Below are 23,485 nucleotides of genomic sequence, written 5' to 3'. Positions count from 1 at the left end.
CATCGCGGTTATTATTGAGGGAAGTGATAATGAACCCGTTAGCCGAAAGTGGCCTTTAATTAATAACTGGAGTCATCATGAAATCGAATTCATTACGTACAATCATCCCTGCTTTATTACTTGGATTATCAAGCACAGCTGTACTTGCTGACATAACGATGAAAGAACGAACGGTACCCACACCTGCAGGCGTTTCATCAGAGTTTGCACAAATTTTAGAGAATAGAACGATCACACCGTTACTACCTGTTCCAACTACGACAGAAGAGTGGTTAGCGTTCCAAACTCAGTTCGACGCTCCCGGTATAGAGATTGCCCATAAAGCTCTTGAGCGCACGGGGGTGACTTTTGAGACGAAGCAGATTGCAGGTGTTGATACCTTCTTGGTGACGCCAAAAAACATTGCACCTGAATATAAAGATAAGTGGCTTGTTCATATTCACGGTGGGGCATTTGTTTTTGGTGGTGGCGAGTCGGCACTACGTGAAGCAATATGGATGGCGGACGGACTTGGGGCACAAGTGATTTCAATTGATTATCGCCAGCCGCCACTGCACCCATTCCCTGCGGCCGTTGATGATGCGGTGGCGGTGTGGAAAGAGCTGATTAAAACTCAGTCTCCAGAGTCAACCGCTATGTTTGGCACCTCTGCTGGTGGTAACTTGACCTTGGCGACAACACTTAAACTGCAAGAGTTAGGTCTACCAACACCGGGTGCGTTATTCGCGGGCACACCTGCGGTTGATTTGAAAGAGACATCAGACTCTTGGTTAACCCTTCAAGGGCTTGACCCGCTCGGTCAGCGAGCTGGGATGATTGATGGAACATTTGAATTGTATGCAGGGGGAGAGTCACTTGATAACCCAATCATCTCCCCAATTTATGCCGAGATTGATGAGTTTCCACCAACTCTTTTTATTTCGGGTACTCGTGATCTCTTATTAAGTGACACCGTTCGAATGCACCGCCTATTACGTAGTGCGGATGTAGAAACCGATCTTCATATTTATGACGGGCAATCTCATGGTGATTACATGAATAGCTTATTATTCGATATGCCTGAGTCTGATGATGCGCTTAATGAATTGAGGAATTTCTTCAACAAACATATTAATCGCTAGTTATAAGGAAGTGTAACCGACGCTTATTCACAGGGATGTGGCTTCTTACCTAGGAGGCTATGATGACTAAAATATTCACGTCCATTTTCAGATGTTTCGCGACTCTCCTCAGTGCGAACTATCACTATGCCCCACATCAATCCGTATTAGACCACTCATACCCCATCGCACCAATGGTGGAGCTAAAACTGCGTAATAGCGGGAGAAGCCTGTGATTAGAGTGCTATTCAAAACACTGCTTGGGTTGTGCTTAACGATATCCAGTTCATTAGCGATATCGAGCACAACCCTTGAGTTATCAGACACATCAAGCCCAAATAAGACGCTTGCAAGTTTTATGAGAGATTCCAGTGTTGTCATTGAGCACTGGCAGCAAGAGACATTACATACAAAAGAAGCGCAATACGCCTACTCTCAAGTCCAACGAACCATGGATCTTTCTATGGTGCCTAATCGCAGTAGAACCGTCGTGGTGATGGAAAAAATCATTCTTCTTAGAGAGCTACTCGACCGGATCGACCAGGCGACTCATGAACTTGCGCCTGATGTAATTCAAGTGAAAGAAAAAGGCATTGAACACTGGCGTTTTGGAAACACAGAAATCGTAATATCTCGTCAAGCGGAGGGCGAAAGGAGTGATCAGTTTCTTTTCAGCTCAAGCACGATTCAGAGTTTGTCTCGCTGGTATCGCACGATGTCCGCGCTTCCCTATGATGCGGAGAACCGTTCTGACTATTATCAAGAGTTTTTGATCAGCCCGGGGCCATTGTTTTCTAAGCAATTTATTCTATCTTTGCCTCAACCATTCAATGAACTTCATGGCCCGTTACCGATGTGGCAGTGGTTCGCACTTGCAGGCATTCTGGTTGCGTGTCGAATACTGATGAAAATCAGCTTCATATTGGGTGAGCGTTGGAACCTTCGTTGGGAAGGTAGAGGATTGAAATGGCAGGCGGGCAGGCTGTTTTCTCTTGTCGGGGTTGTGAATTTATTACTGCTCGCAAGATGGATTATTGATGATGGTGTTTGGATCACTGGTGGAGTTTACCAGTTGTTTACAACCTCATTTTTGCTCGCGCAGTTCTTTTTTGTTTCTTGGCTAATTATGGCGATCTTTAACTATTTCGCCGACATTTACGCATTCAAGAAGCATAACGGCAAACATGTCGATTCCTCATTAATCACTGTACTCGCTCGTATTTTTGGCGGTCTAACGATCGTTATTCTTGGCATTTACGTCATTGAGTTTATGGGTTTTTCTATCTCCCCAATTCTTGCTGGTTTAGGTGTGGGTGGTTTAGCGGTTGCTTTGGCCATTCGACCGATCTTAGAAAATGTCATTAATGGCTTAACCTTGTATGCCGATGGTGGGGTGAAGCTTGGTGAGTTTTGTCGCTACGGCGATAAGCTAGGCACAATTGAGAGTATAGGCTTACGTTCCACGCGTGTTCGCACTTTAGAGCGCTCGTTGATTACCATACCTAACTCAGAATTTGCCAATATGGAAATAGATAATCTAGAGCGGCGTGACAAGCGACGTATGGATCATATTATTCGGCTCCGTTCAGAAACCTCACTCGAACAGTTGCGAGTGCTTATCGTCAACATTCGCCGTTTATTACTGCAGCACCCAATGATAGAAGAGGAGCCGGTGCGAGTACGGTTGATGGGAGTAGGAGAGTACTCTATCAATATTAATATGATGGCTTACATCAGTTGCCGAGATCATGAAGAGTTTATGGCAGTGCAAGAAGATATTCTGTTTTCAATGCTGACTCAGGTTGACAGTGTGGGCGCCAAGATAGCGCATTCCACTCAATATCAGCTATTTGATAAGGTATCGACGGATAACCAAGAGCAGAAACGGAAAGCGGAGCAAGTGGTTGCGCAGTGGCATGAAGAGCAAGCTTTCCCATTTCCAGACTTTAGTTATGAATATAAGTATGAGATCAAAGACACCGTTATGTATCCAGCTGCAACCTCTGCAGTACGTCAGTCTGGATCTATGTAGCCGACTGTTCGGGATACTGTACTTCCGGCTGGGCAAGATTGTCAAAGAAGTGCTGCATTGTCTGGTGCAAGAGTTGGTGGAGTGGGAAGCCGCGTTTAGATTGCAGGTAGCCCCCATCCACCACAATTTGTCGGAGTTCTTTCGGCAAGTTCGGTAGCGGATAACACGCTAAATCTGAGTCGCCCTCAGTCATAAAACTACTGCCAAAAGAGATCGAATCTGAGTGCTTAAGCTTGTTTCGCAACACAGTGATACTGTGCGTCGAAAGTGCCATGTTTGCTTTGTAGCCTTTTGACTTATAGAGATCTTCTACGGGGGCCCTTTTGGTATTGATACCATCGATTAATATTCTGCTGATTGGTAAATGGTGGATGTCTTCCCAGTGGCTACTTTTCATTAGTACTGGGTGGTTTTTGCGTGCGACAATGCTCAACTTCACTTCGGTGAGCTTATGTAGATAGATATCTTGTGGAAATGGAATGCCAGAAAGCTGCAGTAAGTAATCCACTTGACCATTCAACATTTCCACTAAGCTTTTATCTTGCCAATAGACTAACTTGAAGCGTGCCTTTGGTAGCACTTTTTGTAGCGCTTCAAAGATGCCATCGCCATACAGTTCTAGCAAAAATATATTCAGGGCAATTGTAACTTCACCCGTAAACTCTTTTGGTTCAAAGTTGTGGTAGGACTCGACCACTTTAATCAACGGCGAATACATTTCATCCGCAGCTTCTGCGAGCTTTTCTGCCAGTTCTGAAGGTTCAACACCGTGCGCTTTTCGAATGAAAAGTTGATCACCAAAGGTCTCTCTTAACTTTGCCATGCCTCGACTCACACTGGTTTGTGATATACCAAGCTTATCTGCCGCCACATGAGTATTACGAGTTTCGACAACCGCTTTAAGCAACTTGAGTAGATTTAGATCTAAGTCTTGAAGTTCTTTCATGGGTTACCTTTTCGTAATGAAGTTTAGAAGCACCATTTAAGAATAAGGGAAATTGCGAGTTGTTCAATAGGTTACGAATGTTATGTGGTAATGAATCTTTGATGCACTCCGCAAGAAAGGGGTGTGAGCGGCAGTCAATTTTAATATAACGTGTTCGCCGGCAACATCCTTGTTACTAAAAGGGAGTAGGTGTTTGAAGTGGAGTAAGAATTTTGAACTTGAGTGCTTGAAATAAGCCGGTGCGTAGAATTCGACCTAGATAGCAGGTATACAGCTAAAAAGCATAGGTGTAGTTAAATCCAACTTTGTTGTCGGATTGGTCATAGATGCCATAGTTGATTGAAACATTTTGATTATCTGCGACTCGGTAGGAGAAGCCACTCTCCCAGTCTAACGTATTGAATTTAAGAGTTTGGTCGCTTAAAGACATCGTATAGATTGGTACGAACATTATAGAAGCTTGCTCGGTAATGGTCATCACACTGTATAATTGTGCCATGGCAATAGGCACTTCTTTATTGAGGCTATCGTTGAAAATGGCGCCCGCGCCAATAACCGGTGCAATAATGAATCGTTCATGCAGTGGCAGGACTTGCATTGCGTTCAGTACGAAAGTGTGTGTATCGTGTCGCTCATCGTATAAATAGTCTCCCATTATGCCACTACCGAAATTGGTGCTTAGCGCAGCAGCTCTCACTCTGTAAGTATCGAAGTTGTTTAGAGACTGTGCAAAAATCAATGCGGCCCAATTATCAGTAATCGTTTTGGCATAACCAAATCCTGTCTCAAAGCCTTCGTTGCTATACCCTATCTGGAGAGAGCTATAAGCTGCTGTTGGGTCAGTGAAATCAACGGGAGAAGTTTCTATGGTGGCTTCTGTAAATTCTTCTACCGCGGATTCAAAGTCAATTGTGTTTTCATCAGCGATAGAATAGGCACTGACAATACAGCTCAGCAATAATAGTTTGGTTTTCAAAATGGCTCGCCTATTAAAGTATTGTTAAAATGGATATTAAAAAAATGAGCTGCCTATTGTCGGCAGCTCTAATAATTTAGAATGAATGCTTAAACGAAAATAATGAAAGATTATTACCATCATCATATTGATAGCTATATACGAATGCGCTCGTGCCATTAAATTGATAACCAAGCTCTGCTGTGTAATCCCAATCTCTCAGCGTAGATTGATTTCCATTATTTTCTTTCACTTTACCTAAGCTGTAAGTGTATTCCGGTGTGAACCCTACCCACATGCTAGGGTTCAGGTTGTAAGTCATATCGAGTGATGCACTGGTGTAGTAAACACTGCTGCTCATGTCTTGGTGCTTTAAATTACCTAGTGCAAGTTCTGGTGTCACGTTAAGCTTGTCCGTGATATTACTTGAACGATATAGAGTAAACTGGTAGTCGTTCGCACGTAAATCTCGAGATTGATAGTCAGTATCGTGGTGATAATTAAAAGCACCTCCTAGCCCATCAGTACGCTGGAAGTCGAAGCCAAGTTCGTGGTTATCAAAATTGTCGTCACTACTATATGAACTTAGCAAACTCCAATCGTTATTTAGTGACTTGGCATATTGAAGGCCAATATCAAAATCGTTGCTGCCGTAACCAATATTAAAACCCGAATAATGTTGTTTAGAATCTGAAAAATCAATATTAGTATTTGCAAGTACTAAGGGTGAAGAAATAAGTGATGCAATTAATAGCGATGTTTTAGTTAGTTTCATAAATATAAATCCTAGTTGTGTTTGTTTATGACGCTATTTTATTTATCGACTTGGTTTTTGACTATGAATTACAGCGATTCATATTTGCTAAACGTATAAACATAAAAAAGCCCCAACCAAAACTGGTTGAGGCTCAAGCTGGGGCTGTATTGGTGACTTATAAGAGTTCGTTGATCTCAAGAACGATTTCTTGAATCCCAATTGTGAAAAATTGCACTCCCATACAAATTAGTAGAAAGCCCATAATTCGGGTAAATGCGTTAATTCCATTCTGACCAAGTGCTTTAAGCAAAGGGTATGCCATGGTTAATGTGAAGGTCGCAATAAGTGCGACGAAAGCAAGCCCGGCGACGACACCACCATAGACACTAGTCATACTGATGTGGTTTTCATAGGTAGCGATTTGAGCGGCTAGGCTGATGACCATAGCCATAGAACCTGGGCCACACAGTGACGGAATGGTCAATGGGACTAGTGCGATTGAATCTTGTCCGGACGGGGCTGCTCCATTGTCGGAGCGAGGAAACAGCATATTGAAACCAATCGCAACAATGATGATTCCCCCACCTAAACGCAAGCTTGGTATGGAAATACTGAAGAGTTCGAGTACCGATGCCCCAATGAAGAAGGTGATGCACAAGGCAATGAAAAGATAGAGTCCAGTCGCTTTGGCTTGCGACACAATATAGTTCTTATCTCGTCCCTTACTCAAACCGAGTAAAACCGTTGCTGCTGCGGGTGGATTCATAATGGGTAGCAGACCAAGAATCGTGAGTGTCATATAGGTGAATAATGTTTCTATATGCATAGGAGTCTCCATTTAGTGGTGGAAAAGAAAGTTACATCACAGTAAAAAAGCGTGTGCTAGATATAGAACACTGAAGAACGAAATTGCGTCGGTTAAGGTTGTCAGCATAGGGCTTGATAGCATAGCTGGGTCGAAGTTGAGCCGTTTTAGTAGCAGGGGCAATGTCCCCCCGATCACGACGGCAAGAGTGGAAGAAAGTGTGTAAGCAATGGCGATAACCAATGGTAATCCAGCGTGCTCTCCGCCAAGCGTGAACAGCGTAAGCAGAGCCAAAATACTACCAATTAGTATTCCATTAAGGGCACCTATTGGGATCTCTTTGGCTACCACATACAGAAAATCTTTAGGTGAGATTTGCCCCATAGAAAGTTCACGTATCGACACGGCAACGGATTGATTCCCAGCCGCACCAGAAAGGTTGGCGACAAGCGGTAACACGGCCGCTAAGACGGCAATTTGTTCAATGATGGGCTCGTAAATAGCAATGATTGAAATAGCGGCATAACTTAAGGCGACGGAAGGCAACAAAAATGCGAGTCGACGTAGGTTACGTTTTAGTACTGGCATGGTGCGAGATTCATCACCACCAAATACACCGGATTGCTCTAACATTTGCTGCTTCGAACGTTGGTATAAGGCTTCATTGAGATGCTTAAAGCCGACGATGCCTATTTGGAAACCTTGTCCATCAACGATGGGAACAACGGGGTGTAAAGTGGTGTCCAGCGTACTTTTAATCGTATTTAGATCCGTGTCAGGGCTGATAACGGGCACTGTGGTATCTATGTATTCCCGTAATGACGTACCACGTGGTAGTAGCAGTACATCACGGATCTTCAGCCCGCCTAAATAACTTCCTTCATTGTCATGCAAGTAAACGTAACGCCACTCTAGTCGATCTAAGTTGTGTTCTTCTGCGCTTAATATTGCGCTCAAACTGTCGATGGTCGCGTCTGCTGCCAGTTTGAGGACTTCGCTTTTACAAATCCCTCCGGCAGAGTCTTGTGGACAGATCAAGGCTGCGCGCTCTTCGTCTTTCCATGTTGAAGGTAGGGCTTGCCTGAGCTGTTTTTGTAGGTCGCTTGGCAGCTCATTGAGTAGCAGCCGACGGTCTGCGGAATGCAAATATTGAAATAGCACTATGGTGCTACTTTCAGGTAGTTGACTGATCAGCCATAGAAGCTCGGGATCAGATAAGTGATCAAGTAAGTTGGCAGCAAGGCTTGGGTTTACTTCACTTAATAGAGTCCAAGTGGCGATACGTTGCTGGTCGGTGAGCTTCCTTAATACTGATGGCAGTTCGGTGGGTTCAGACTCTAGAAGCGTTTGATTCAGTCGTTTAGCCTTTCTTAGCGTGAGACACTCCAGTATTTTGAGATACAGCTTTTCCGCCCCTTCTGATGAAAAAGCTAATGTAATTAATGTCATATGTTAGACCTTTGACAATAAGTGATAATACGATTGAAGAGATTCTTATTCGGATGTTTGTGGTTGTTGCTTCTTGGTTGCAACCCTAATCAAGAGGGTGATAAATGCGGTCATCATCAATATCAAGCTGCCCAATAAAAACCACTTAGTCAGTAGCTCCTGATATTGAGAGATGAACGGATGGCGCATGATCCATTGACCAGCCATTAATAGACTGATGACCCAAGTGATTGAGCTTGTGAAACTGACCAGCAAAGTGCGAACCACACTTAGTTGAGCGACGCCCATTAACATGGGAGTCAACACGCGGACAAATGGAACAAATCGCGAAACGAATAAGGATAAAAAACCGTAGCGGTTTAACAGTCTTTTTGCTTTGGGTAATGATTCATCTGGAAGGGTTTGCTCGGCTTTACGCATGAACGGAGTATTGTGCAGCCAGCGCCCTTGGAAATAGGCCACGATACTGCCCAAAAAAGAGGCACTGGTTAGAAGCATTAGAGCACTTGAAAAATCAATCGCGCCTAAACCTACCATGCCCCCGACAAACAGCACTAGGCCGTCACCGGGTAGTGGTAAGAAAACAAAACTCGACTCGAGGAAAAGCACGACACCAAGCAAAAGCAATAAAACGTGCAGTGAATTCAATTCAAGTAAGGCATCAAAGTCTTGCAGCCAAATCGCGGAAATAATCTCTTGCATGGATACTCCAAGTTAACATGGGCTCTGGCTGTTGATAGCCGGAGCCCACAATGTGTTTTAATCAAACATCAAGATGATGTAGGCAAAGAACAAAATGAGGTGTGTTGCACCATTGAGCGAGTTGGTTCTTCCGCTGCTAAAGCTGACACTGGTCATTAGGAGTGTTGCGCCGAGTAAGACCATTTCAGCAGGGGCTAGGCCGAGTTGGATGGGTTCGTTCATTACCCCTGAAATCAGCAGAACGGCAGGTACGGTTAGTGCAATGGTGGCAAGAACAGAACCAAAGAACAGATTCATTGCTCTTTGCAATTGGTTAGTGACAGCGGCTTTGACTGCACCGACTGCTTCAGGAGCAAGAATAATTAACGCGACGATTAATCCACCCAGCGCGGCAGGTGCGCCCATCTCCGTGATTCCATCGTTAATTGGAATCGCGAGGCTTTTCGCTAACAAAATCACCACGATCAAATAGCTCACCAGCATGATCGTGTGGAATATATTGCTGTGCAGAGGGCCGTGATGTTCGTGGTGATCTTCATTGTCGCCATCGATGAAGTAGTCGGTATGGGTGCGTGTTTGGATAAACAGGAATACGGCGTACAAGGCGATCGAAGCGAGCACTAATGTCCAAGTTAGGCTGGTCGACATGTTACCCAGTGGATCCATACTGGTGAAATTAGGCAGTACCAAGCACAGTAATGAGAGTGGGATAATGGCCACCAAGTACGCTTTTATTCCATCAAGGTTGTAGGTTTGAGTATGGTATTTCATACCGCCGATCAACAAGGTGATACCAACAAAGCCATTGAGTACTGCCATCACGACAGCAAACATGGTGTCACGTGCTAAGAAGGGGTTTGAGTCTCCGGTCAACATAACCGACGAGACCATAATGACTTCGAGTAGTACCACGGACAGCGTCAGTATTAAGGTGCCATACGGATCACCAAGCTTTATTGCTAGAGCGTCAGAGTGACGAACAACCGAGAATATAGCGCTCATGACGGCATAAAACAGCGCCGCCGTAATCATGATATAAGTGAATGGTTCTACGCCACCTTGTAACCAATTGTCGCCGACCAGCTTAAAAAACAGGACGGCGAGCAGGCCAAGTGGCAATTTATATTCTTGTTTGAGTGCGTTGAGCATATTGAGCCTTTGTTAAGTAATCGAAGACTCGCTAATGTCCTTTAACGAGAGTTAATCGGATGAATACTGCAATTTCCTCTGCAGCAATCGGTTCGTTTCAAGTCATGTACTTAGGTTCAGCATTTAATGCGATTGGCCTAAAGCAATGCGCCTAAGCATGTCGCTAACTTAATGTGAACAGGTTATTCAAACTATGGGTTAGAGAAATTCATATTTGGTTGACTTGGTTTTTCATATATGAATTTCTCTAATTCCTCGAAAACATTCGATTTAATCAAAATAATGAGAACTGAATTAATTAATGAGGATAGTTCTACGTGGATTGCACAATATATTTAAACGACCGAAAATATAGATTTTGCGATATTGGTGAAGGGAGATGCACTCTAGTGCTGAGTTACGCAGAAGGTATAGAGTCATTGTATGAGCACTTTAGCCACCAGTTTCTCGAGCTAGAAAGAATAATAGTCATCGACATATCAACATGTTGGAATCATGAATTTGACGCGCTACATGAAAAAGAACGTTGCGAACTGATAGGAGATACTCACTTATTAGCTAGCATCTATTGGCTGGATGATTTTCAAATTAAAACAGATAAAGGGCTAAAAATATACCAGAGGGTTTCTTCGTTCTCTTCATGTGTTGATTAGATTAGGTATTGATAGGGAAAATGTCATTAATGACGGGTTGCATTCTGGTTCATTAAATAGCGTATGTTCATTGAGTCGAGGGGGCATAACGCAGACTGTTATAACTCATTAAAAGCGGGAACCAAATCTAAAGAAACATTTGAACGCGCTCTAGTTCTTGTAAGGCAACTTTGTCAGCGGCTATTTCAACGGCTGCTGACTCCAACGTATGCCATTCAACACTATCTGCCTCATAAGGCTTTATCTCTCCATTCCAACCACTGACGATAAAATAGTGAATGAGTTGCAGCTCTTTGGTAGGGTGGTAAAGAGAGCACAAGAACTTGTATTCAGTGGGCGTTACATCAAGTTCTTCTTGCACCTCTCGCACTAAAGCTTGAATGCGAGTCTCTCCGTCTTCTACGTGACCTCCGGGTATGGTAACCAAGCCAGGATCCGTTTCTTTCTCTTCGCTACGTCTCTCCAACAGTACTTTTGCCTCATTTAGAATAATGAAAGAGACACATTCATGAGTTTTCAAAGTAATGATTCCTTTTGAGTGTTGGTGCGATGTAAGGCTGTGGCGACTAGTCGTTCCATCTATACGAAAACATCAAACGATAGTGTTCATGTCATCATCGGATGCGAACTTACCAAAATTGCCACCATTTTTTCTTTTCACTCTCGATTCCACTGGAGCCATCGGGATATGTAATAACCCCATTTTGTGGGTCGAAGGTCGGAAGTTGATGTTTAGTTGCAATCTCTTGAACGAGCTTGTGTGCATAGTCTGATTTCGGCCAAACTGTGCTAATAATTAAATGCCCATCAGACTTGTCGATATCACAACTCCAAGGGCAAAAATCTAAGTCATCAATTTTATCTTCGGGAACATCATCAATCTCAGGGTGTTTAGCCGTTAACTCATGATAGATACGGTTGATCGCGTCATTCGGTGCTATACGTGAATAGTTGCCTTCGTTTAGCTCTGCGTATATATCTGTTGCTTCTGCGTTGGTGATTTTTTTGTCTAGGCTTAAAACAGCGATATCAAAACTCATCATTATTCCTGTTTGTATTATGAAACTCTCTAAATCTTTTTAGGCTGGTTGTATATGGCGACCGTCCTGAACTTTGAGCCGCCCTCTTAGTTGATACTTAGACACAATTTCGTTCCGATTTATGAGGGTAGCTTCTTAACCATTGGTTATTACATCACGGGCATCATACTAATTATTTTTAATAACCAACAAAGACTTACAGACATAAATGAGATGTTGAGGTTAAGAATGATAACTTAGGATGATGCGTCTAACTTAAACAATGAGTAAATGAACTCATTTTTACATTGAAGGGGCTTATTATTGGCTCAACTAGTGTGAGCCTTGTTTTTCAGTCATATTACTTTTTATGGCCATTGAATGGATTGGAAAGTTGGCTGAGTAGACAGAGTTTCAAGGTCAATAACACTCAGCACTTCAGTGAAGGGCGAGCGCTGCATAAACTCGACAATATTATCGTTCTTAATGTCGCTGAAAATCGTGTTATGGCGAAACTGCACGTAATCCAGAGCGATGTGAAGGTATAGGTTGGCAAGGGTTGGCAGTAGATAAGAGTCGATACATGTGGGACTCAATTGCTCGTTTAGCTTCACCAGCGCTAAAGACATGCCTTTCTCGCCACGAGCAATCAACTCGTTCGACTCTTCGGTATAACGCTTTAATGCTGCACTTCTAAACGCGATTTCCATCAGTGTCTTTGCAAAACCCAACTGGCTAACTTGATCAGTGTTTTGATAGTCGATAGGTATTAGCTTCTGTGAACGGCTCACTTCGATGAGGTGTTGGCAAACACATAGGCTTTCAGATAGTGCGATACCTTCGTCGGTTACAAGCGTTGGGATTAGACAAAACGGGTTCACGTCCACTAATTCATTAGGTGAGGCCCATGGGTCGACCCATTCGAAAGATAGAGAGGTGTTTTGCGTTAGAATCGCTGTTGCGACCACTGCGCGTGAAAAGGGGGAGGTGTCATTGAGATACAGTTTCATAATTCGTCCTTTAATTTCTATTCGAAGCTGGGGATGGTGACGCAACTTGAGTTTGAGTCGAGCTAAATGAGACACAAAGCGCGGCGATTATCAAAGCGGCAGTCGATACCAGAAATAACTGAGAGTAGGTCGCATCTTGGCTCAATAGATAGGCCATCAAAAAGCCCACAATGCCTTGTGAAAGGGCAAAGGATATGGTCATTAAACCCCAAGCTTTAGTATGGAGTTCATAGCCCACGCACTCGAGGGTATAGGTTGAAACTAGCATCACAGTCACCGGTGTGAACATACCGACCAAGATGGAAGATATGAATAAGGCACTAGGGTGAATGCTCATGAGTGGCAGCCCTACGCCAATCGCTTTAAATAGGAATGCAATACACAAGGTGAGTTTGATGCCCTGCTTTTCCGCGACTATACCAATCAATATTGGGCCAATGGCGGCACCAACCCCAAAAGCAGCCCAGAAAAAACCACCCCCGCTAAAAGACATACCAATGTCTCTTACGATGTAATCTACCCAGAATAGAGTGTGAGGCAGGTATCCAATGGCATCAAAGGTGTAAGCGATGAAAATTAGCATCACACAGCGGCGCTGTGAAACAGAGAGTTGAGAGAAAGATGCTTTGATGTAGCTAGCGCTAGAAGACGGGGATGTACTTTCCCATGCGCGCCAAGTTAATAATGTTGCCAATAGCGTAATGACGCCCATTCCAATCCATGTTGAGATGACGCTGGTACTGATCAGTAAAGGTATTAAGGTTCCTGAGAGCATGGCTCCGATCCCTAGACCAGAAAATACCACACTACTGATTCTACTCTTGGATTGAGGAGAGACGCTCCTTAGAACCATGGGTGGCGCCAAAATCATTAACAGTGCGCCCATAGTGCCCGCGAGTGTCCGCCATAGGTAAAACCAAATAAGAGGCGCCTGTTCGAACGCGCAAGCGAAGTAGCTGAACGTGCTAATGACCATAGCAGTACGGACAAGGTGACCGGGACTAAAAAATCGTAATAATAAGCTCGCTAAAGGTGCACCTAGTAGGTAGCCGACAAGAGTAGACACGCCCAAATAAGCAGCTTGGTCTTGATTAAACCATCCATGCTGAATTAGCGCAGGCATCAAAGCAATATAGGCAAATCGACCAATTCCGACACCTACCAAGGTTGCGGCGAGCCCTGCCAAGCTGTTTCGGTTTATAAAAGGGGTATTGTTTGTCATCCTTGCTCGACACATCGTTGTATGGGATTTGATTGTGACAGCAACCGTAACACAGTTCATTTGGGCTTTAGTGGCAGTGAGTGACTAGTTGTATTTCGTTTTTCAGCAACGATTGTTTGATTAATCTATTGAACGGGCTGTGGCATTAGGGAAGGCGCGTAAATTTCTGTTTAAATTGGGGGGTGGAGAGTGGATCTTGGGTTTAGACTAAAGTCTAATGGGTGAGTGTGAGGCACAGAGAACAGCATAAGTTATCGGGTACTACACATTCTTTGCGATCTAAGATTACATAATATCAAGCATGACTCATGGTGTGTTAACATCACCGCTTCACAGCTCATGGAGTATTGACATGCAACTTATTCCTTTATTAAAACAACCTCGTATTCACTGACTAATTCGTTGTTTGAGTTTTCGAATTTTTTATATCAACACGAATTTAAGGTGAAAAGATGGATAAGAAGCATTGGTCGAAAATGCAGTATCTGCATGAGGTAAATACCAACCCCAATATATTGATCAAAGGCACGCATAGTTATTACAGCGATTGCTGGGATAACGGATTTGAATCATCCGTTGTGCGTTACTTGCATGGTGATGAAATCAGCCGCGAGTGGGAACCTCGTTGGGAGATCGACAAACTATACATTGGCGATTACGTTTGTATTGGCGCTGAAGTCGTGATCTTGATGGGAGGGAACCATACACATCGCGTTGATTGGTTCAGTCTATACCCGTTTATGGACTATATCGAAGAAGCCTATATCGGTAAGGGTGATACACACATAGGTGACGGCGCATGGTTAGGAATGCGAGCGATGATCATGCCTGGTGTGTCGATCGGTGAAGGTGCGGTTGTCGCTGCCAACAGCGTTGTGACGAAAGATGTCGCACCATACAGCATTGTTGCAGGGTCTCCGGCTAAACACATCAAATATCGATTTGCCCAACCCATCGTAGAAGAGCTTTTGGCTTTGAACATCTACGATTGGCCTGAAGACAAGTTCAATGCGTTAAAAAGATACCTGTGCGCTGATGACATTCATCAATTAAAACAAGCTGCGCAGAAGTTTGACGAAAGCAACTAACGACCAAGAGCAGTACCTTTGATGGGTACTGCTCTTTGAGCATTCTGAGTTTAGAAAACCCCATTTGAGTTTGCGATATCTCCACCACTGATAAGTGAATACAGTCTCATCGAAAAATCCAGCGCTTGGATTGAATCCCAATGCTCAACAATTCTTCCATCTTCCAAACGCCATGTATCAATAATGTTCATCCCTTTTTCATCGTTGCCGCGATCTTCTGCATATAACGTCGCATGAGAATGAAAAATAACGTAATCACCATCAACGTAGATGTGTTTCACATCGTAGGTGTAGTCTGGGTACTCTTCAACGAACTCTTGCAAAAAGCCGACAAGGCCTGTGATTTTGTCAGGTAGGTTTCGATTATGTTGAGTGTATGAGCTGTCGTTGTAGTGAGTCAAAACGTAGTTAAAATCATGGTTGTTCATCAAGTTTTGAACGAAGTCGGTAATGATCGTCGCGTTATTAAGCTCTTGCTCAGACCAGTTTGATTTTTGTAATGAAGGTAAGTCGATGATGATTTTATCTGAAGCTTGCGCGTAAGCAGCCGTGCTTGCCAGTAAAAGGATAAATGAGGTCAGTGCTTTAAACATGGTTCACTCCGTTGTTTTTCTTGCCTAGGTATACATTGATAACCATAGTAATTAATAGTAACCTACTGTACAAGAACGCACCAAAACATGCCCTAGGCACATTTTGGTAACCTATATAGATAAATTCACCTTGAGAGCGTGAGGTAAACGATGGCAAAGACAAAACCAGATAGACGTGTATTTCACAACAACGAAGACTGCCCAATTCGAAATGTCGTTGCACATATCGGTGACAAATGGTCATTACTGATTTTGTTTGCGCTGGTGGATGGAGAAGACCGATTCAACTCTTTGAAATCGAGAATTGAAGGTATTTCACAGAGAATGCTCACACAAACACTCAGAGATTTAGAGCGAGATGGTTATGTGAATCGTACGGTCTACCCAGAAGTACCAGTTAAAGTTGAGTATTGCTTGACGGAAATGGGAAGAGAGATTGTTAAGCCACTGTACCAATTGGTCTCTTGGGCCGGTGATCATCAGAAACACATAGAAAAAGCCCGCATGGAATATGATGCTAAAAACTGATGTTTGATGACGGTTAGGTGTTAGAGTCGAAAAAGGCCACGAGATAAGTGGCCTTTAAAAGTTTATACGCGCGATAAATCATAACCAGCAGCAAGGAGAAGTCCTCGCTCATGTTTTATCAGTTGAGCTCGGTCTTCGATCAGCTCATGCAGGGCTTGCTGGGGCTTTGATGCGATTGATTTGAATTCTTCAAAAGAGAGCGCAGATTCAATCGCTTTAAACATTTCACTGATAACATTTCGAGCTTCACACGGGCTTGATTCTGTTTTGAAATATTCTACGCCTTTAGCCGCTTCTCGCATTTCAACAAGCAGTTCTGCTGGGCTTGTTTCCTTCGCTACCGCTAGGTAGTTATCGAGCACTCGCTTAGCGAAAAGGAGCTCAGTTAATGGAATGTCACGACCACTTTCGATCAGTGCTTGGTCTAAAATTTGGTTTGAGCTCATCGTCTATCCTTGTTCATTTTTTACAACGTTAAAAGCAGTCTAAAGTATCAAGCTATCAAAAGAAATAACTTAATGATTACTCAATCACTTTCTCTAAACTTGGAGTTTTAGGAGTCGCGTGTGTTACGCATTATTTGAGCTTAGGTAAAGGCTAGATTCGTTAGAATACTGTGGTGAGTGGCACCCTGCGAACTGTCTATATTATAAAACTACGCGCAATGCAGCTTTCTTAGTAATGTTTGAGTGACACGCCTGTAACAAAATGTTACAAAGCAGCAAAAATACTTATGGATTATAAGTAGTTATTGAACGATTGCTGCCCTGAGACACAAAATGACGATAAAAACTAAACTATTTGGCTTAACTGGCCTTTCTATTCTCGCCTTGATTGCCATTGTTACCATTACTGAGTTAGCTAATCTGAAACTGCTAAAGTTGGAACAAACCTTAATTGAAGTGAAAGAGATGGAAGTGTCTCTTTTACAGATGGATCGTATTCAACGAGATCTATCCGATTCATTTGCCACCTCTAAGTTAGATTCATTCAAAAATGAGTATTCAGACTTCCAGATGCTGTCTGGATTACTGACTAATGACCTAAATGAGTTAGGTATTCGTGTCCCTGAGCTCTCTTCATTGCGTCAAAAGATTACGCTTTATCGTAAAGATGTTGAGGCTACGGTGGTTAATCGTGACGCGGAATCAAACGTTGTCGCAGGGATGCGCGCAGAGATGAAAACCTTAATTTCCGAAATCTTCACGATTTTCCATGGTATCGAGTCCACGTTGAATACAGAGTTAACTCAAGAGCAAAATAGCATTGAGCGCTTTATCACGATATCGGTTCTGTTGGTCACAGGCTTGCTCATTTTTGGTTCTTACATCTTGATTCAGAATATTCAGGGGAATATTCGTCAGCTAAGCCAAATGATGCTGACTATAGCGAATACCCATGACCTAACCTTGAAAGCTAACACTGATCGGAACGATGAGATCTCAGAAATGGCGGGTCAGTTAAACATTCTTCTAGAGAGCGTACAGGGGCTTATTTCTCGAGTGCAAGGCAGCGTTTGTGAACTTGGCGCTGCATCGACGCAATTGCAACAGAGCAGTGTCGATACAGAGAAGGCTTTGAATCGCCAACAACTAGAAACCGACGGCGTTGCTGCCGCTGTTACCGAGATGGGTGAGTCGATTAAAGAGGTAGCCAGTACAACAGAAAGTGCGGCAGATAATACACAGCGAAGCTACGACAATGCTCAATTAGGTTTTAATGAAATTGTCGAAACACGCGATACGATCACCGAACTTTCTAGTGACTTGTCGAGCGCGAGTGATGAGGTGAATCATTTAGTAGAACTGTCTCATCGAATTAGCTCGGTATTGAACGTCATCGGAGAGATCGCGGAACAAACAAATTTACTTGCATTAAACGCTGCGATTGAAGCAGCGAGGGCAGGAGAGCAAGGCCGTGGTTTTGCAGTTGTCGCTGATGAAGTGAGATCATTAGCGGGGAAAACTCAGCGTTCGACGGCAGAGATTTCTGAGATCATTACCGCCGTGCAACAACAAACTCAAACCGTGGTATCGACAATTCAATCTTGTAGCCATAAAGGTGCTGACAGCGTTCACTTATCCGAGCAAGCGCTGAGCCATATTAAAGCGATTATGGAAGAAATGAAGCACATATTGGATAGCAGCACACAGATCGCGTTGGCAGTTGAGCAGCAGAGCAGTGTCTCTGAAGAGATCGCACGTAACGTCAACACGATTCGAGATTTAACTTGTGTCAATGTTGGTGCGGTTTCAGAAAATGCGCAGTCCGCGACAGTAGTTGCGAGTCAAGCGGGCGATCTGACTCTGGCCATTGATAAGTTTAAGGTTTGATCGTGGCCAGTGGTAACGCTAAGGAGTGGTCGACATAGAATGGCAATGTAAGGCGGGTTGTAAGAGATTGTATGGGAATGTCTTTTAGTCATCGTCGTCACTTATGGCCCCGCTCTTTTTACGTACATTGATACCTCGTTGAGCGTAATGAGGTTTATCATGAAAATTTTATCCATAGCCGCTGTGATCACGGCGGCTTTGCTTTCCGGTTGTAATAGTTCTAATCAAGGCAGTTCAACGGGGATATCTACTACGGCAACGCTCGCCACTGTGCATGGCGTTACGATTGAATCTGTACCTTCAAAATTCTCAAATTATTCTAGAGCGGGTTACGACCGATATGTGGCAGTGAAAGCGCCTAATGGTAAATCGATTCATATTTTGATTATGGATCGATTGAGCGTTTATCAGATCGTCAAAGCGGTCAATGTCTTGAATCATTATTTAACCCCAGTGGAAGGGACCAAATATGGCGATAAGGATTCTAAACGCGACATAGCCAATGCCATGGCGAATAACGGGGCGATATTGAAGTTGATGAACTACCACGATGAGCCTCAATATAATGATGACTTAGATGGACAGCCTCTGTTTGAAGAGGAAATTCAGGTGGAAGGTGGCGATTGGTACGTTCGACAAGACTATGAAGAACATCGCGATGCTTCCTATGAAGAGATATTACACTTGGTCCATGATTATGGCATTGGAGTTCTCAACTCTCCAGAGGGTGGGCGTACGGCTTTGCCTGAGTTCCAAAAAGAATTCAATACGATACAGAAGCAAGCTCTGAACAGTGCTTACACACCGCCTGCAGATATTCTTACTGAGTGGCAAGAAGAGGTAAGCGTAGATCAGGAGTATTTTGCTGCGGTCATCGACAGTTATTATGGACTTTGGGGAGCCTATACCGGAAAAGGCATGTGGGGTATGTACAGCGTTAAAAATCGTGGAGACTTCTCATCAGAGGATCCTAACGCTCAATACATCACGGAACAGATTTTCTCTCCAACCTTGAGCTATGACGCCTATATTTCGGATACGTTCAATGGCACTTTCAAAATGAAGTATGACCCGATGACACCGTATACCCACCATTCTCAATATCTCACTAAGGTCACTTTGACAGGGAGTAACGATGCAAACGTTGAGCTAAATGGTCATGATAATCAGGTAACAGGTAATCAAGGCACAAATACGGTCATCGTTCATGGTCTTCGCAGTGAATATCACCTCCGTGACTCTGGGGAAGAAATAGTACAGTTGAATGATATGCTCACAGGGCGTGATGGCGACAACGTATTATTGAATATCGAGAAGGTTCAGTTTACGGATCAATTGTGGGTTCGCTGATATGAAAAGCGAGCGCTAATAGGCCCAGTAACTCAGTAACCAAGTCATTAAATAGCCAACGCGTAATAACGTTGGCTGTTTCAAGGTTGCGATGAATTACAGAGATATTTATTGAACGGTGATTGCGTGGTTTTTTAGCGCCGCGTCGCGAACCTCTTCTGGCAGATCATCGTTGATGTCTAACCAAGTATTTGTTGAGGTGTCGTAAATGGACGGTTTTCCTGTAATTGGGTTGGTCCCGGTCCAAAACTCAATACCATTCAATATGAAAAAATCCGCGCCGGTTGCTAGAACATAAATTGGTGACATCAAGATGGTAAGTCCTGCTCTTGCATATCGGTTATCGACAGGCTTCATATTCAGCTCCATTGTTTTAACCGTCGCTACATTTTGACCGGCACAACCAGCAAGAAATAGAGAACACAGAGCAGCAGTGAAGAATTTAGTTTTCATAAAGATTCCAGAAATATTAGGCGTAGGTGTAATAAAAAAGGGTGAGCGTTATAGAAATGAAAATGCTCTAGCCAGGTTCATGACGAGAGCAAATCCATTTGCTACAAACACGGAGGTAGGTTAAGAGCGAGGAATTACAGCTCTTTGATTTGAATACCGCGTAGTGTCTGCATGTATTCTAAGGTTTCGTTTACGTCGACTGGCTCATATAAGCGAAGAACGCCAGCCCAACCTTCAGATACTTCAAAGTTATAAGCCTCGCCCGTGCCACAGTTGAAGGTCACTGAAACGGTACCGTCACCGTTGTCACGCATGTCTTCCCCCGACGCATAGAAATGTTCTGAGTCGATCCAGCCATCAGCAGCGTAGGTGGTAAGTGAGTAGTAACCTCCACGGCCTTCAAAATCTAGATTAGGTTTTGGAATCGTCCATTCTTGGCAACTTGTTTTACCTTGACCCGGTACACGCTCCAAGTATTGTGCTGTATCGGCCGGTAAGCCCGCATAGCCGAACGCAGTGACATACTTAAAGTGGTGATCCTCAACAGCGTCAAAGTCTGAACCAAAGCCTTTTAAAGCTTCGATTGGCGCACCGTGCTGCATAACATTGTTAATTAGCTTCAAGCGGTAGTTCACTACATCATCAGGGTTATAGCCTTTGCCCTGATAAGGGGTCGATGAGTTAGCATTAATCGATAGTAAGTTTTGACGATGCTTTGTATCTTCAGTTGATTCTGCAATGCGAGTACGAGCGAGAACATGAACGTGAGTACCTGTCGTAAGATCATCAGCATTCAAAGTCAGAGTCTCGCCACGACGAACCACTTTATGTACTAAGTGGTTTTCATCCATGATGTGGATGATCTGGAAGTAGTCATTATTGTCAGCTGGTACATGGAAAGTCGCGCCTTCAGAGACATCCACCACCATTGTTGAGTAAACGACATCACGGTTGGAACGAATGACGGTTTGAGCCTCTTTAGATACCGGCTCAGCGTGTAACCATTGATTGACGCCGACTTTTTCTTGTAAGCCTAAAAAGTTCCAGTCCGATTCAGCTTGATGGTAATTATTCCAGTTAACATCACCAATTGGCGCGTGATCGTAGTCGCCAGCCGTTGCACCGAATGAGAAGGTTGCCAATAGAGCCGCTAAAGTTGTCTTGTTCATCGTTGTGTCTCATGTTTGTTTCGATGAGGTCAGTATGCGGACGGCTTTAAAAATGCTCCAACTAATAAAATGAAAACAAGATATGACTAATTGGTATATCTTAAAGGTGGCAAGCTTCCGTCATTGCGGTTTCAATGTGGTCTAGTAACCACTTATATTTTGCGGAGTGCTGATTCTTCTTATGGATGTAAGCAAACACCTGCATCTCTTCGGCACCTTCTAAGCCTGTGACTGTAATCGCTCGTACATCCTGACTGTGTTGTTCTACAACAGGCAGCATGCAAGGGGCGATGACATTCGTTTGTTTCACTGTTTCAATCAAACCAACAATGGAAGTCGTTCGCAGCCCCATATTAATGTGCATTCCCCTTCTTGTGGCTTCTTCTTCAATTCGAGACTTTTTGCTCTTATCGAAATACGCTAAATCAACGTGAGCAAACGGAAATGAGAGCAAATCTTCTATCTTTGCAATGGATTCCTTTACTGGATGTTCATGTCGAACGGCCAAGACAAAACTGAGTTTACCTAATGGCACTGCAATAATTTCTGATGGTAGATCTTCGGCACCGAAATGAACCACAAAGTCGATACTACCTTGTTGGAGTTTTTCCAATGAATGTTGAGAGATGGTGTGTGTGATGAGAGTGGATTTAGGGCTTTCATTGGTGACAAGCTTAAACATAGCCGGTGTCAACCAAGGCAGAATATGCGGGTTAGCTTCGATATGAAAGGTATCTTCTAAGTCAGCAGGGCTAAATTGTCTGCCTTCTTCAATCGCAATGAACAAGCCATCTAATAACGGGTAAACACGCTGATAAAGGTCGTCAGAGAATGGGGTTGGTAGGAATTGTTTATTGGATAAAACAAATAACTCTTCTCCAAGCGACTCTTTGAGTTTTTTGATGCTTTGGCTAACCGCAGGGGTAGAAACAAAGAGCTTTTCTCCCGCTTTACGCAAGCTTTTCTCTTGATATACCACCACAAAGACTTTCAACAGATTGAGATCAACGTTATTTAACTTCATTTTAAACCATAAAGAATTGCTTAATGAATAATTAAGTTTATGTGAATTTAGTTAACTGTGTCCAGTTTGTATAGTAATTGCACATTTACAGGGTGGTATCGCGATTCGACAGTCGTTTCTAGAAACAATACATACCACCACAAGCTGAAATTACATGGACGTAATAACAAATCTATGAGGTTACTATGCTATTACGTCGCTCTATTCTTTCTATGGCTGTGATTGCTTTTTCAAGCTCTGCAATTGCTCAAGAAACTGCAAAAGATGCCGAAGTTCAAGACATGTCTGATCCTTTGGCAGTGTACACCCAAGCAGGCTTCGGTTATACGGACAAAGGTCTAAACCTGAAAATAGGCCAAACCTATGATACTGGCAGTGATACCACAATGGGGATGAATGTCTTAGAGATAAAAGGCTTCGCCGGGGATGCAATGGGCTGGAGTAGCCGCGATACCGACGACAGTATTGACTCTATTCGTTTTCGCAACTTTAGTGTTGATTTAACCAACGGTCGTGGTGCTCAAGTTGATATGTCTTGGGATTTTGACACCAACCAAGGTAGTGCTTCTTATAGTTTTATCCAAGCGTTGCCGCAAATGGGGATGTTTAATTTCTATCCTTTAGCTGGTTTAGGTATTGCGGCTGGCGAAGAGCTGCCAGGGACTACAGGTGGGGATTTGGACGCGGCTGAATTTAGCGATCGCTACAACATGCACGGTACTTTCTATGTCGCGGGTATGTACAGCAAAATGCAGCTGACCGATAAAGTTTGGCTGAACTATAACCCAATGTACCTTGGTTCACTTTCAGGATCGTCTGAATTCAAAAACTACGGCTTTGAACAGAGTGACTCCGTACTTGCTCATGAGTTTGCAGTAAGCTACCAAATCACGCCTCGCGCTAACGTTCGCTACTTTGCAAACTGGACTGAAAACACCAGCTTTGAAGATGGCGATCACCGCATTGAGTTTAACTACCAATTCTAAACACTTGTGACTATCGCTCGCTGCATAAGGATGAATATTGAGTCTTATGCAGCGACTAGTCAACATTAGAGAGGAGTATATTGGCTCCTCTTTTCCTCGTATAAACAATAACTTTAATCAAACGATCAAGGATGTCATTACGCTAACCTATAGGCGATGCAC

The 23,485-nt window shown here is 43.5% G+C and carries 23 protein-coding genes; 7 read left to right on the top strand and 16 right to left on the bottom strand.

The window, feature by feature from the left end:
• Positions 1 to 77: 77 nt before the first annotated feature.
• Positions 78 to 1,121, top strand: a complete 1,044-nt coding sequence (locus OCV50_RS22570) for an alpha/beta hydrolase (RefSeq protein ID WP_261905483.1) — start codon at positions 78 to 80, stop codon at positions 1,119 to 1,121.
• A 211-nt stretch (positions 1,122 to 1,332) separates the two neighbouring features.
• On the top strand, positions 1,333 to 3,132 hold the full coding sequence (locus OCV50_RS22565; protein ID WP_261905482.1) for a mechanosensitive ion channel family protein: 1,800 nt from the start codon (positions 1,333 to 1,335) through the stop codon (positions 3,130 to 3,132).
• Here OCV50_RS22565 and OCV50_RS22560 read toward each other — a convergent pair.
• The 11 genes from OCV50_RS22560 to OCV50_RS22510 form a co-directional block, all read right to left on the bottom strand.
• A complete protein-coding gene (locus OCV50_RS22560) occupies positions 3,125 to 4,078 on the bottom strand; it encodes a LysR family transcriptional regulator (RefSeq protein ID WP_261905481.1) in 954 nt (317 codons plus the stop codon). The genes OCV50_RS22565 and OCV50_RS22560 overlap by 8 nt on opposite strands.
• 274 nt (positions 4,079 to 4,352) lie before the next feature.
• Positions 4,353 to 5,054: a hypothetical protein gene (locus OCV50_RS22555; protein WP_261905480.1), complete on the bottom strand. Its 702-nt coding sequence runs from the start codon at positions 5,052 to 5,054 to the stop codon at positions 4,353 to 4,355.
• A 76-nt stretch (positions 5,055 to 5,130) separates the two neighbouring features.
• Positions 5,131 to 5,808 carry a hypothetical protein gene (locus OCV50_RS22550; protein ID WP_261905479.1) on the bottom strand — a complete coding sequence of 226 codons (678 nt, stop codon included), beginning with the start codon at positions 5,806 to 5,808 and terminating at the stop codon, positions 5,131 to 5,133.
• Positions 5,809 to 5,965: 157 nt separating this feature from the next.
• Positions 5,966 to 6,616, bottom strand: a complete 651-nt coding sequence (locus tag OCV50_RS22545) for a MarC family NAAT transporter (RefSeq protein WP_261905478.1) — start codon at positions 6,614 to 6,616, stop codon at positions 5,966 to 5,968.
• 36 nt (positions 6,617 to 6,652) lie between these two features.
• Positions 6,653 to 8,044, bottom strand: a complete 1,392-nt coding sequence (locus OCV50_RS22540; protein WP_261905477.1) for a magnesium transporter — start codon at positions 8,042 to 8,044, stop codon at positions 6,653 to 6,655.
• Between the two features lie 45 nt (positions 8,045 to 8,089).
• Positions 8,090 to 8,746 (bottom strand): DedA family protein, encoded by a 657-nt coding sequence (locus OCV50_RS22535; protein ID WP_261905476.1) that lies wholly within the window; start codon positions 8,744 to 8,746, stop codon positions 8,090 to 8,092.
• A 57-nt stretch (positions 8,747 to 8,803) separates the two neighbouring features.
• A complete protein-coding gene (locus OCV50_RS22530) occupies positions 8,804 to 9,895 on the bottom strand; it encodes a calcium:proton antiporter (RefSeq protein WP_261905475.1) in 1,092 nt (363 codons plus the stop codon).
• Positions 9,896 to 10,675: 780 nt separating this feature from the next.
• Positions 10,676 to 11,068 carry an NUDIX domain-containing protein gene (locus OCV50_RS22525; protein WP_261905474.1) on the bottom strand — a complete coding sequence of 131 codons (393 nt, stop codon included), beginning with the start codon at positions 11,066 to 11,068 and terminating at the stop codon, positions 10,676 to 10,678.
• A gap of 109 nt (positions 11,069 to 11,177) precedes the next feature.
• Positions 11,178 to 11,588: a hypothetical protein gene (locus OCV50_RS22520; RefSeq protein ID WP_261905473.1), complete on the bottom strand. Its 411-nt coding sequence runs from the start codon at positions 11,586 to 11,588 to the stop codon at positions 11,178 to 11,180.
• A 347-nt stretch (positions 11,589 to 11,935) separates the two neighbouring features.
• Positions 11,936 to 12,577 (bottom strand): glutathione S-transferase family protein, encoded by a 642-nt coding sequence (locus OCV50_RS22515; protein WP_261905472.1) that lies wholly within the window; start codon positions 12,575 to 12,577, stop codon positions 11,936 to 11,938.
• Positions 12,578 to 12,587: 10 nt separating this feature from the next.
• Complete coding sequence (locus tag OCV50_RS22510; protein WP_261905471.1) at positions 12,588 to 13,799, bottom strand: MFS transporter; 1,212 nt, start codon at positions 13,797 to 13,799, stop codon at positions 12,588 to 12,590.
• Positions 13,800 to 14,251: 452 nt separating this feature from the next.
• On the opposite strand from OCV50_RS22510, the gene OCV50_RS22505 reads away from it, so the two are divergent.
• Positions 14,252 to 14,887, top strand: coding sequence for a CatB-related O-acetyltransferase (locus OCV50_RS22505; RefSeq protein WP_261905470.1), 636 nt, complete (start codon positions 14,252 to 14,254; stop codon positions 14,885 to 14,887).
• Positions 14,888 to 14,937: 50 nt separating this feature from the next.
• Here the strand turns inward: OCV50_RS22505 and OCV50_RS22500 are convergent, their stop codons facing one another.
• Positions 14,938 to 15,480 (bottom strand): nuclear transport factor 2 family protein, encoded by a 543-nt coding sequence (locus OCV50_RS22500; RefSeq protein WP_261905469.1) that lies wholly within the window; start codon positions 15,478 to 15,480, stop codon positions 14,938 to 14,940.
• A 150-nt stretch (positions 15,481 to 15,630) separates the two neighbouring features.
• On the opposite strand from OCV50_RS22500, the gene OCV50_RS22495 reads away from it, so the two are divergent.
• On the top strand, positions 15,631 to 16,008 hold the full coding sequence (locus OCV50_RS22495; RefSeq protein WP_261905468.1) for a winged helix-turn-helix transcriptional regulator: 378 nt from the start codon (positions 15,631 to 15,633) through the stop codon (positions 16,006 to 16,008).
• Positions 16,009 to 16,070: 62 nt separating this feature from the next.
• On the opposite strand, the gene OCV50_RS22490 is transcribed toward OCV50_RS22495, so the two are convergent.
• On the bottom strand, positions 16,071 to 16,454 hold the full coding sequence (locus OCV50_RS22490; RefSeq protein WP_239842849.1) for a hypothetical protein: 384 nt from the start codon (positions 16,452 to 16,454) through the stop codon (positions 16,071 to 16,073).
• Between the two features lie 333 nt (positions 16,455 to 16,787).
• On the opposite strand from OCV50_RS22490, the gene OCV50_RS22485 reads away from it, so the two are divergent.
• Together OCV50_RS22485 and OCV50_RS22480 are read left to right on the top strand one after the other, a co-directional pair.
• Positions 16,788 to 18,341, top strand: coding sequence for a methyl-accepting chemotaxis protein (locus OCV50_RS22485; protein ID WP_261905467.1), 1,554 nt, complete (start codon positions 16,788 to 16,790; stop codon positions 18,339 to 18,341).
• Positions 18,342 to 18,500: 159 nt separating this feature from the next.
• Positions 18,501 to 19,691, top strand: a complete 1,191-nt coding sequence (locus tag OCV50_RS22480) for a hypothetical protein (RefSeq protein ID WP_261905466.1) — start codon at positions 18,501 to 18,503, stop codon at positions 19,689 to 19,691.
• Positions 19,692 to 19,799: 108 nt separating this feature from the next.
• Here OCV50_RS22480 and OCV50_RS22475 read toward each other — a convergent pair whose 3' ends face one another.
• From OCV50_RS22475 to OCV50_RS22465, 3 genes are all read right to left on the bottom strand, one after another.
• The gene (locus OCV50_RS22475) at positions 19,800 to 20,144 is read right to left on the bottom strand and encodes a DUF3332 domain-containing protein (RefSeq protein WP_261905465.1); all 345 of its coding nucleotides are present in this window, start codon (positions 20,142 to 20,144) and stop codon (positions 19,800 to 19,802) included.
• Between the two features lie 134 nt (positions 20,145 to 20,278).
• Positions 20,279 to 21,313, bottom strand: coding sequence for a DUF1254 domain-containing protein (locus OCV50_RS22470; protein WP_261905464.1), 1,035 nt, complete (start codon positions 21,311 to 21,313; stop codon positions 20,279 to 20,281).
• A 100-nt stretch (positions 21,314 to 21,413) separates the two neighbouring features.
• Positions 21,414 to 22,337 carry a LysR family transcriptional regulator gene (locus OCV50_RS22465; RefSeq protein WP_261905463.1) on the bottom strand — a complete coding sequence of 308 codons (924 nt, stop codon included), beginning with the start codon at positions 22,335 to 22,337 and terminating at the stop codon, positions 21,414 to 21,416.
• A 185-nt stretch (positions 22,338 to 22,522) separates the two neighbouring features.
• On the opposite strand from OCV50_RS22465, the gene OCV50_RS22460 reads away from it, so the two are divergent.
• Complete coding sequence (locus OCV50_RS22460) at positions 22,523 to 23,323, top strand: hypothetical protein (protein WP_261905462.1); 801 nt, start codon at positions 22,523 to 22,525, stop codon at positions 23,321 to 23,323.
• Positions 23,324 to 23,485: the final 162 nt, after the last annotated feature.

Source organism: Vibrio fortis, assembly GCF_024347475.1.
Classification (GTDB): Bacteria; Pseudomonadota; Gammaproteobacteria; order Enterobacterales; family Vibrionaceae; genus Vibrio; species Vibrio fortis.
The sequence above is the reverse complement of the archived record's forward strand: the minus strand, read 5'-3'. Positions and strand labels throughout refer to the sequence as shown.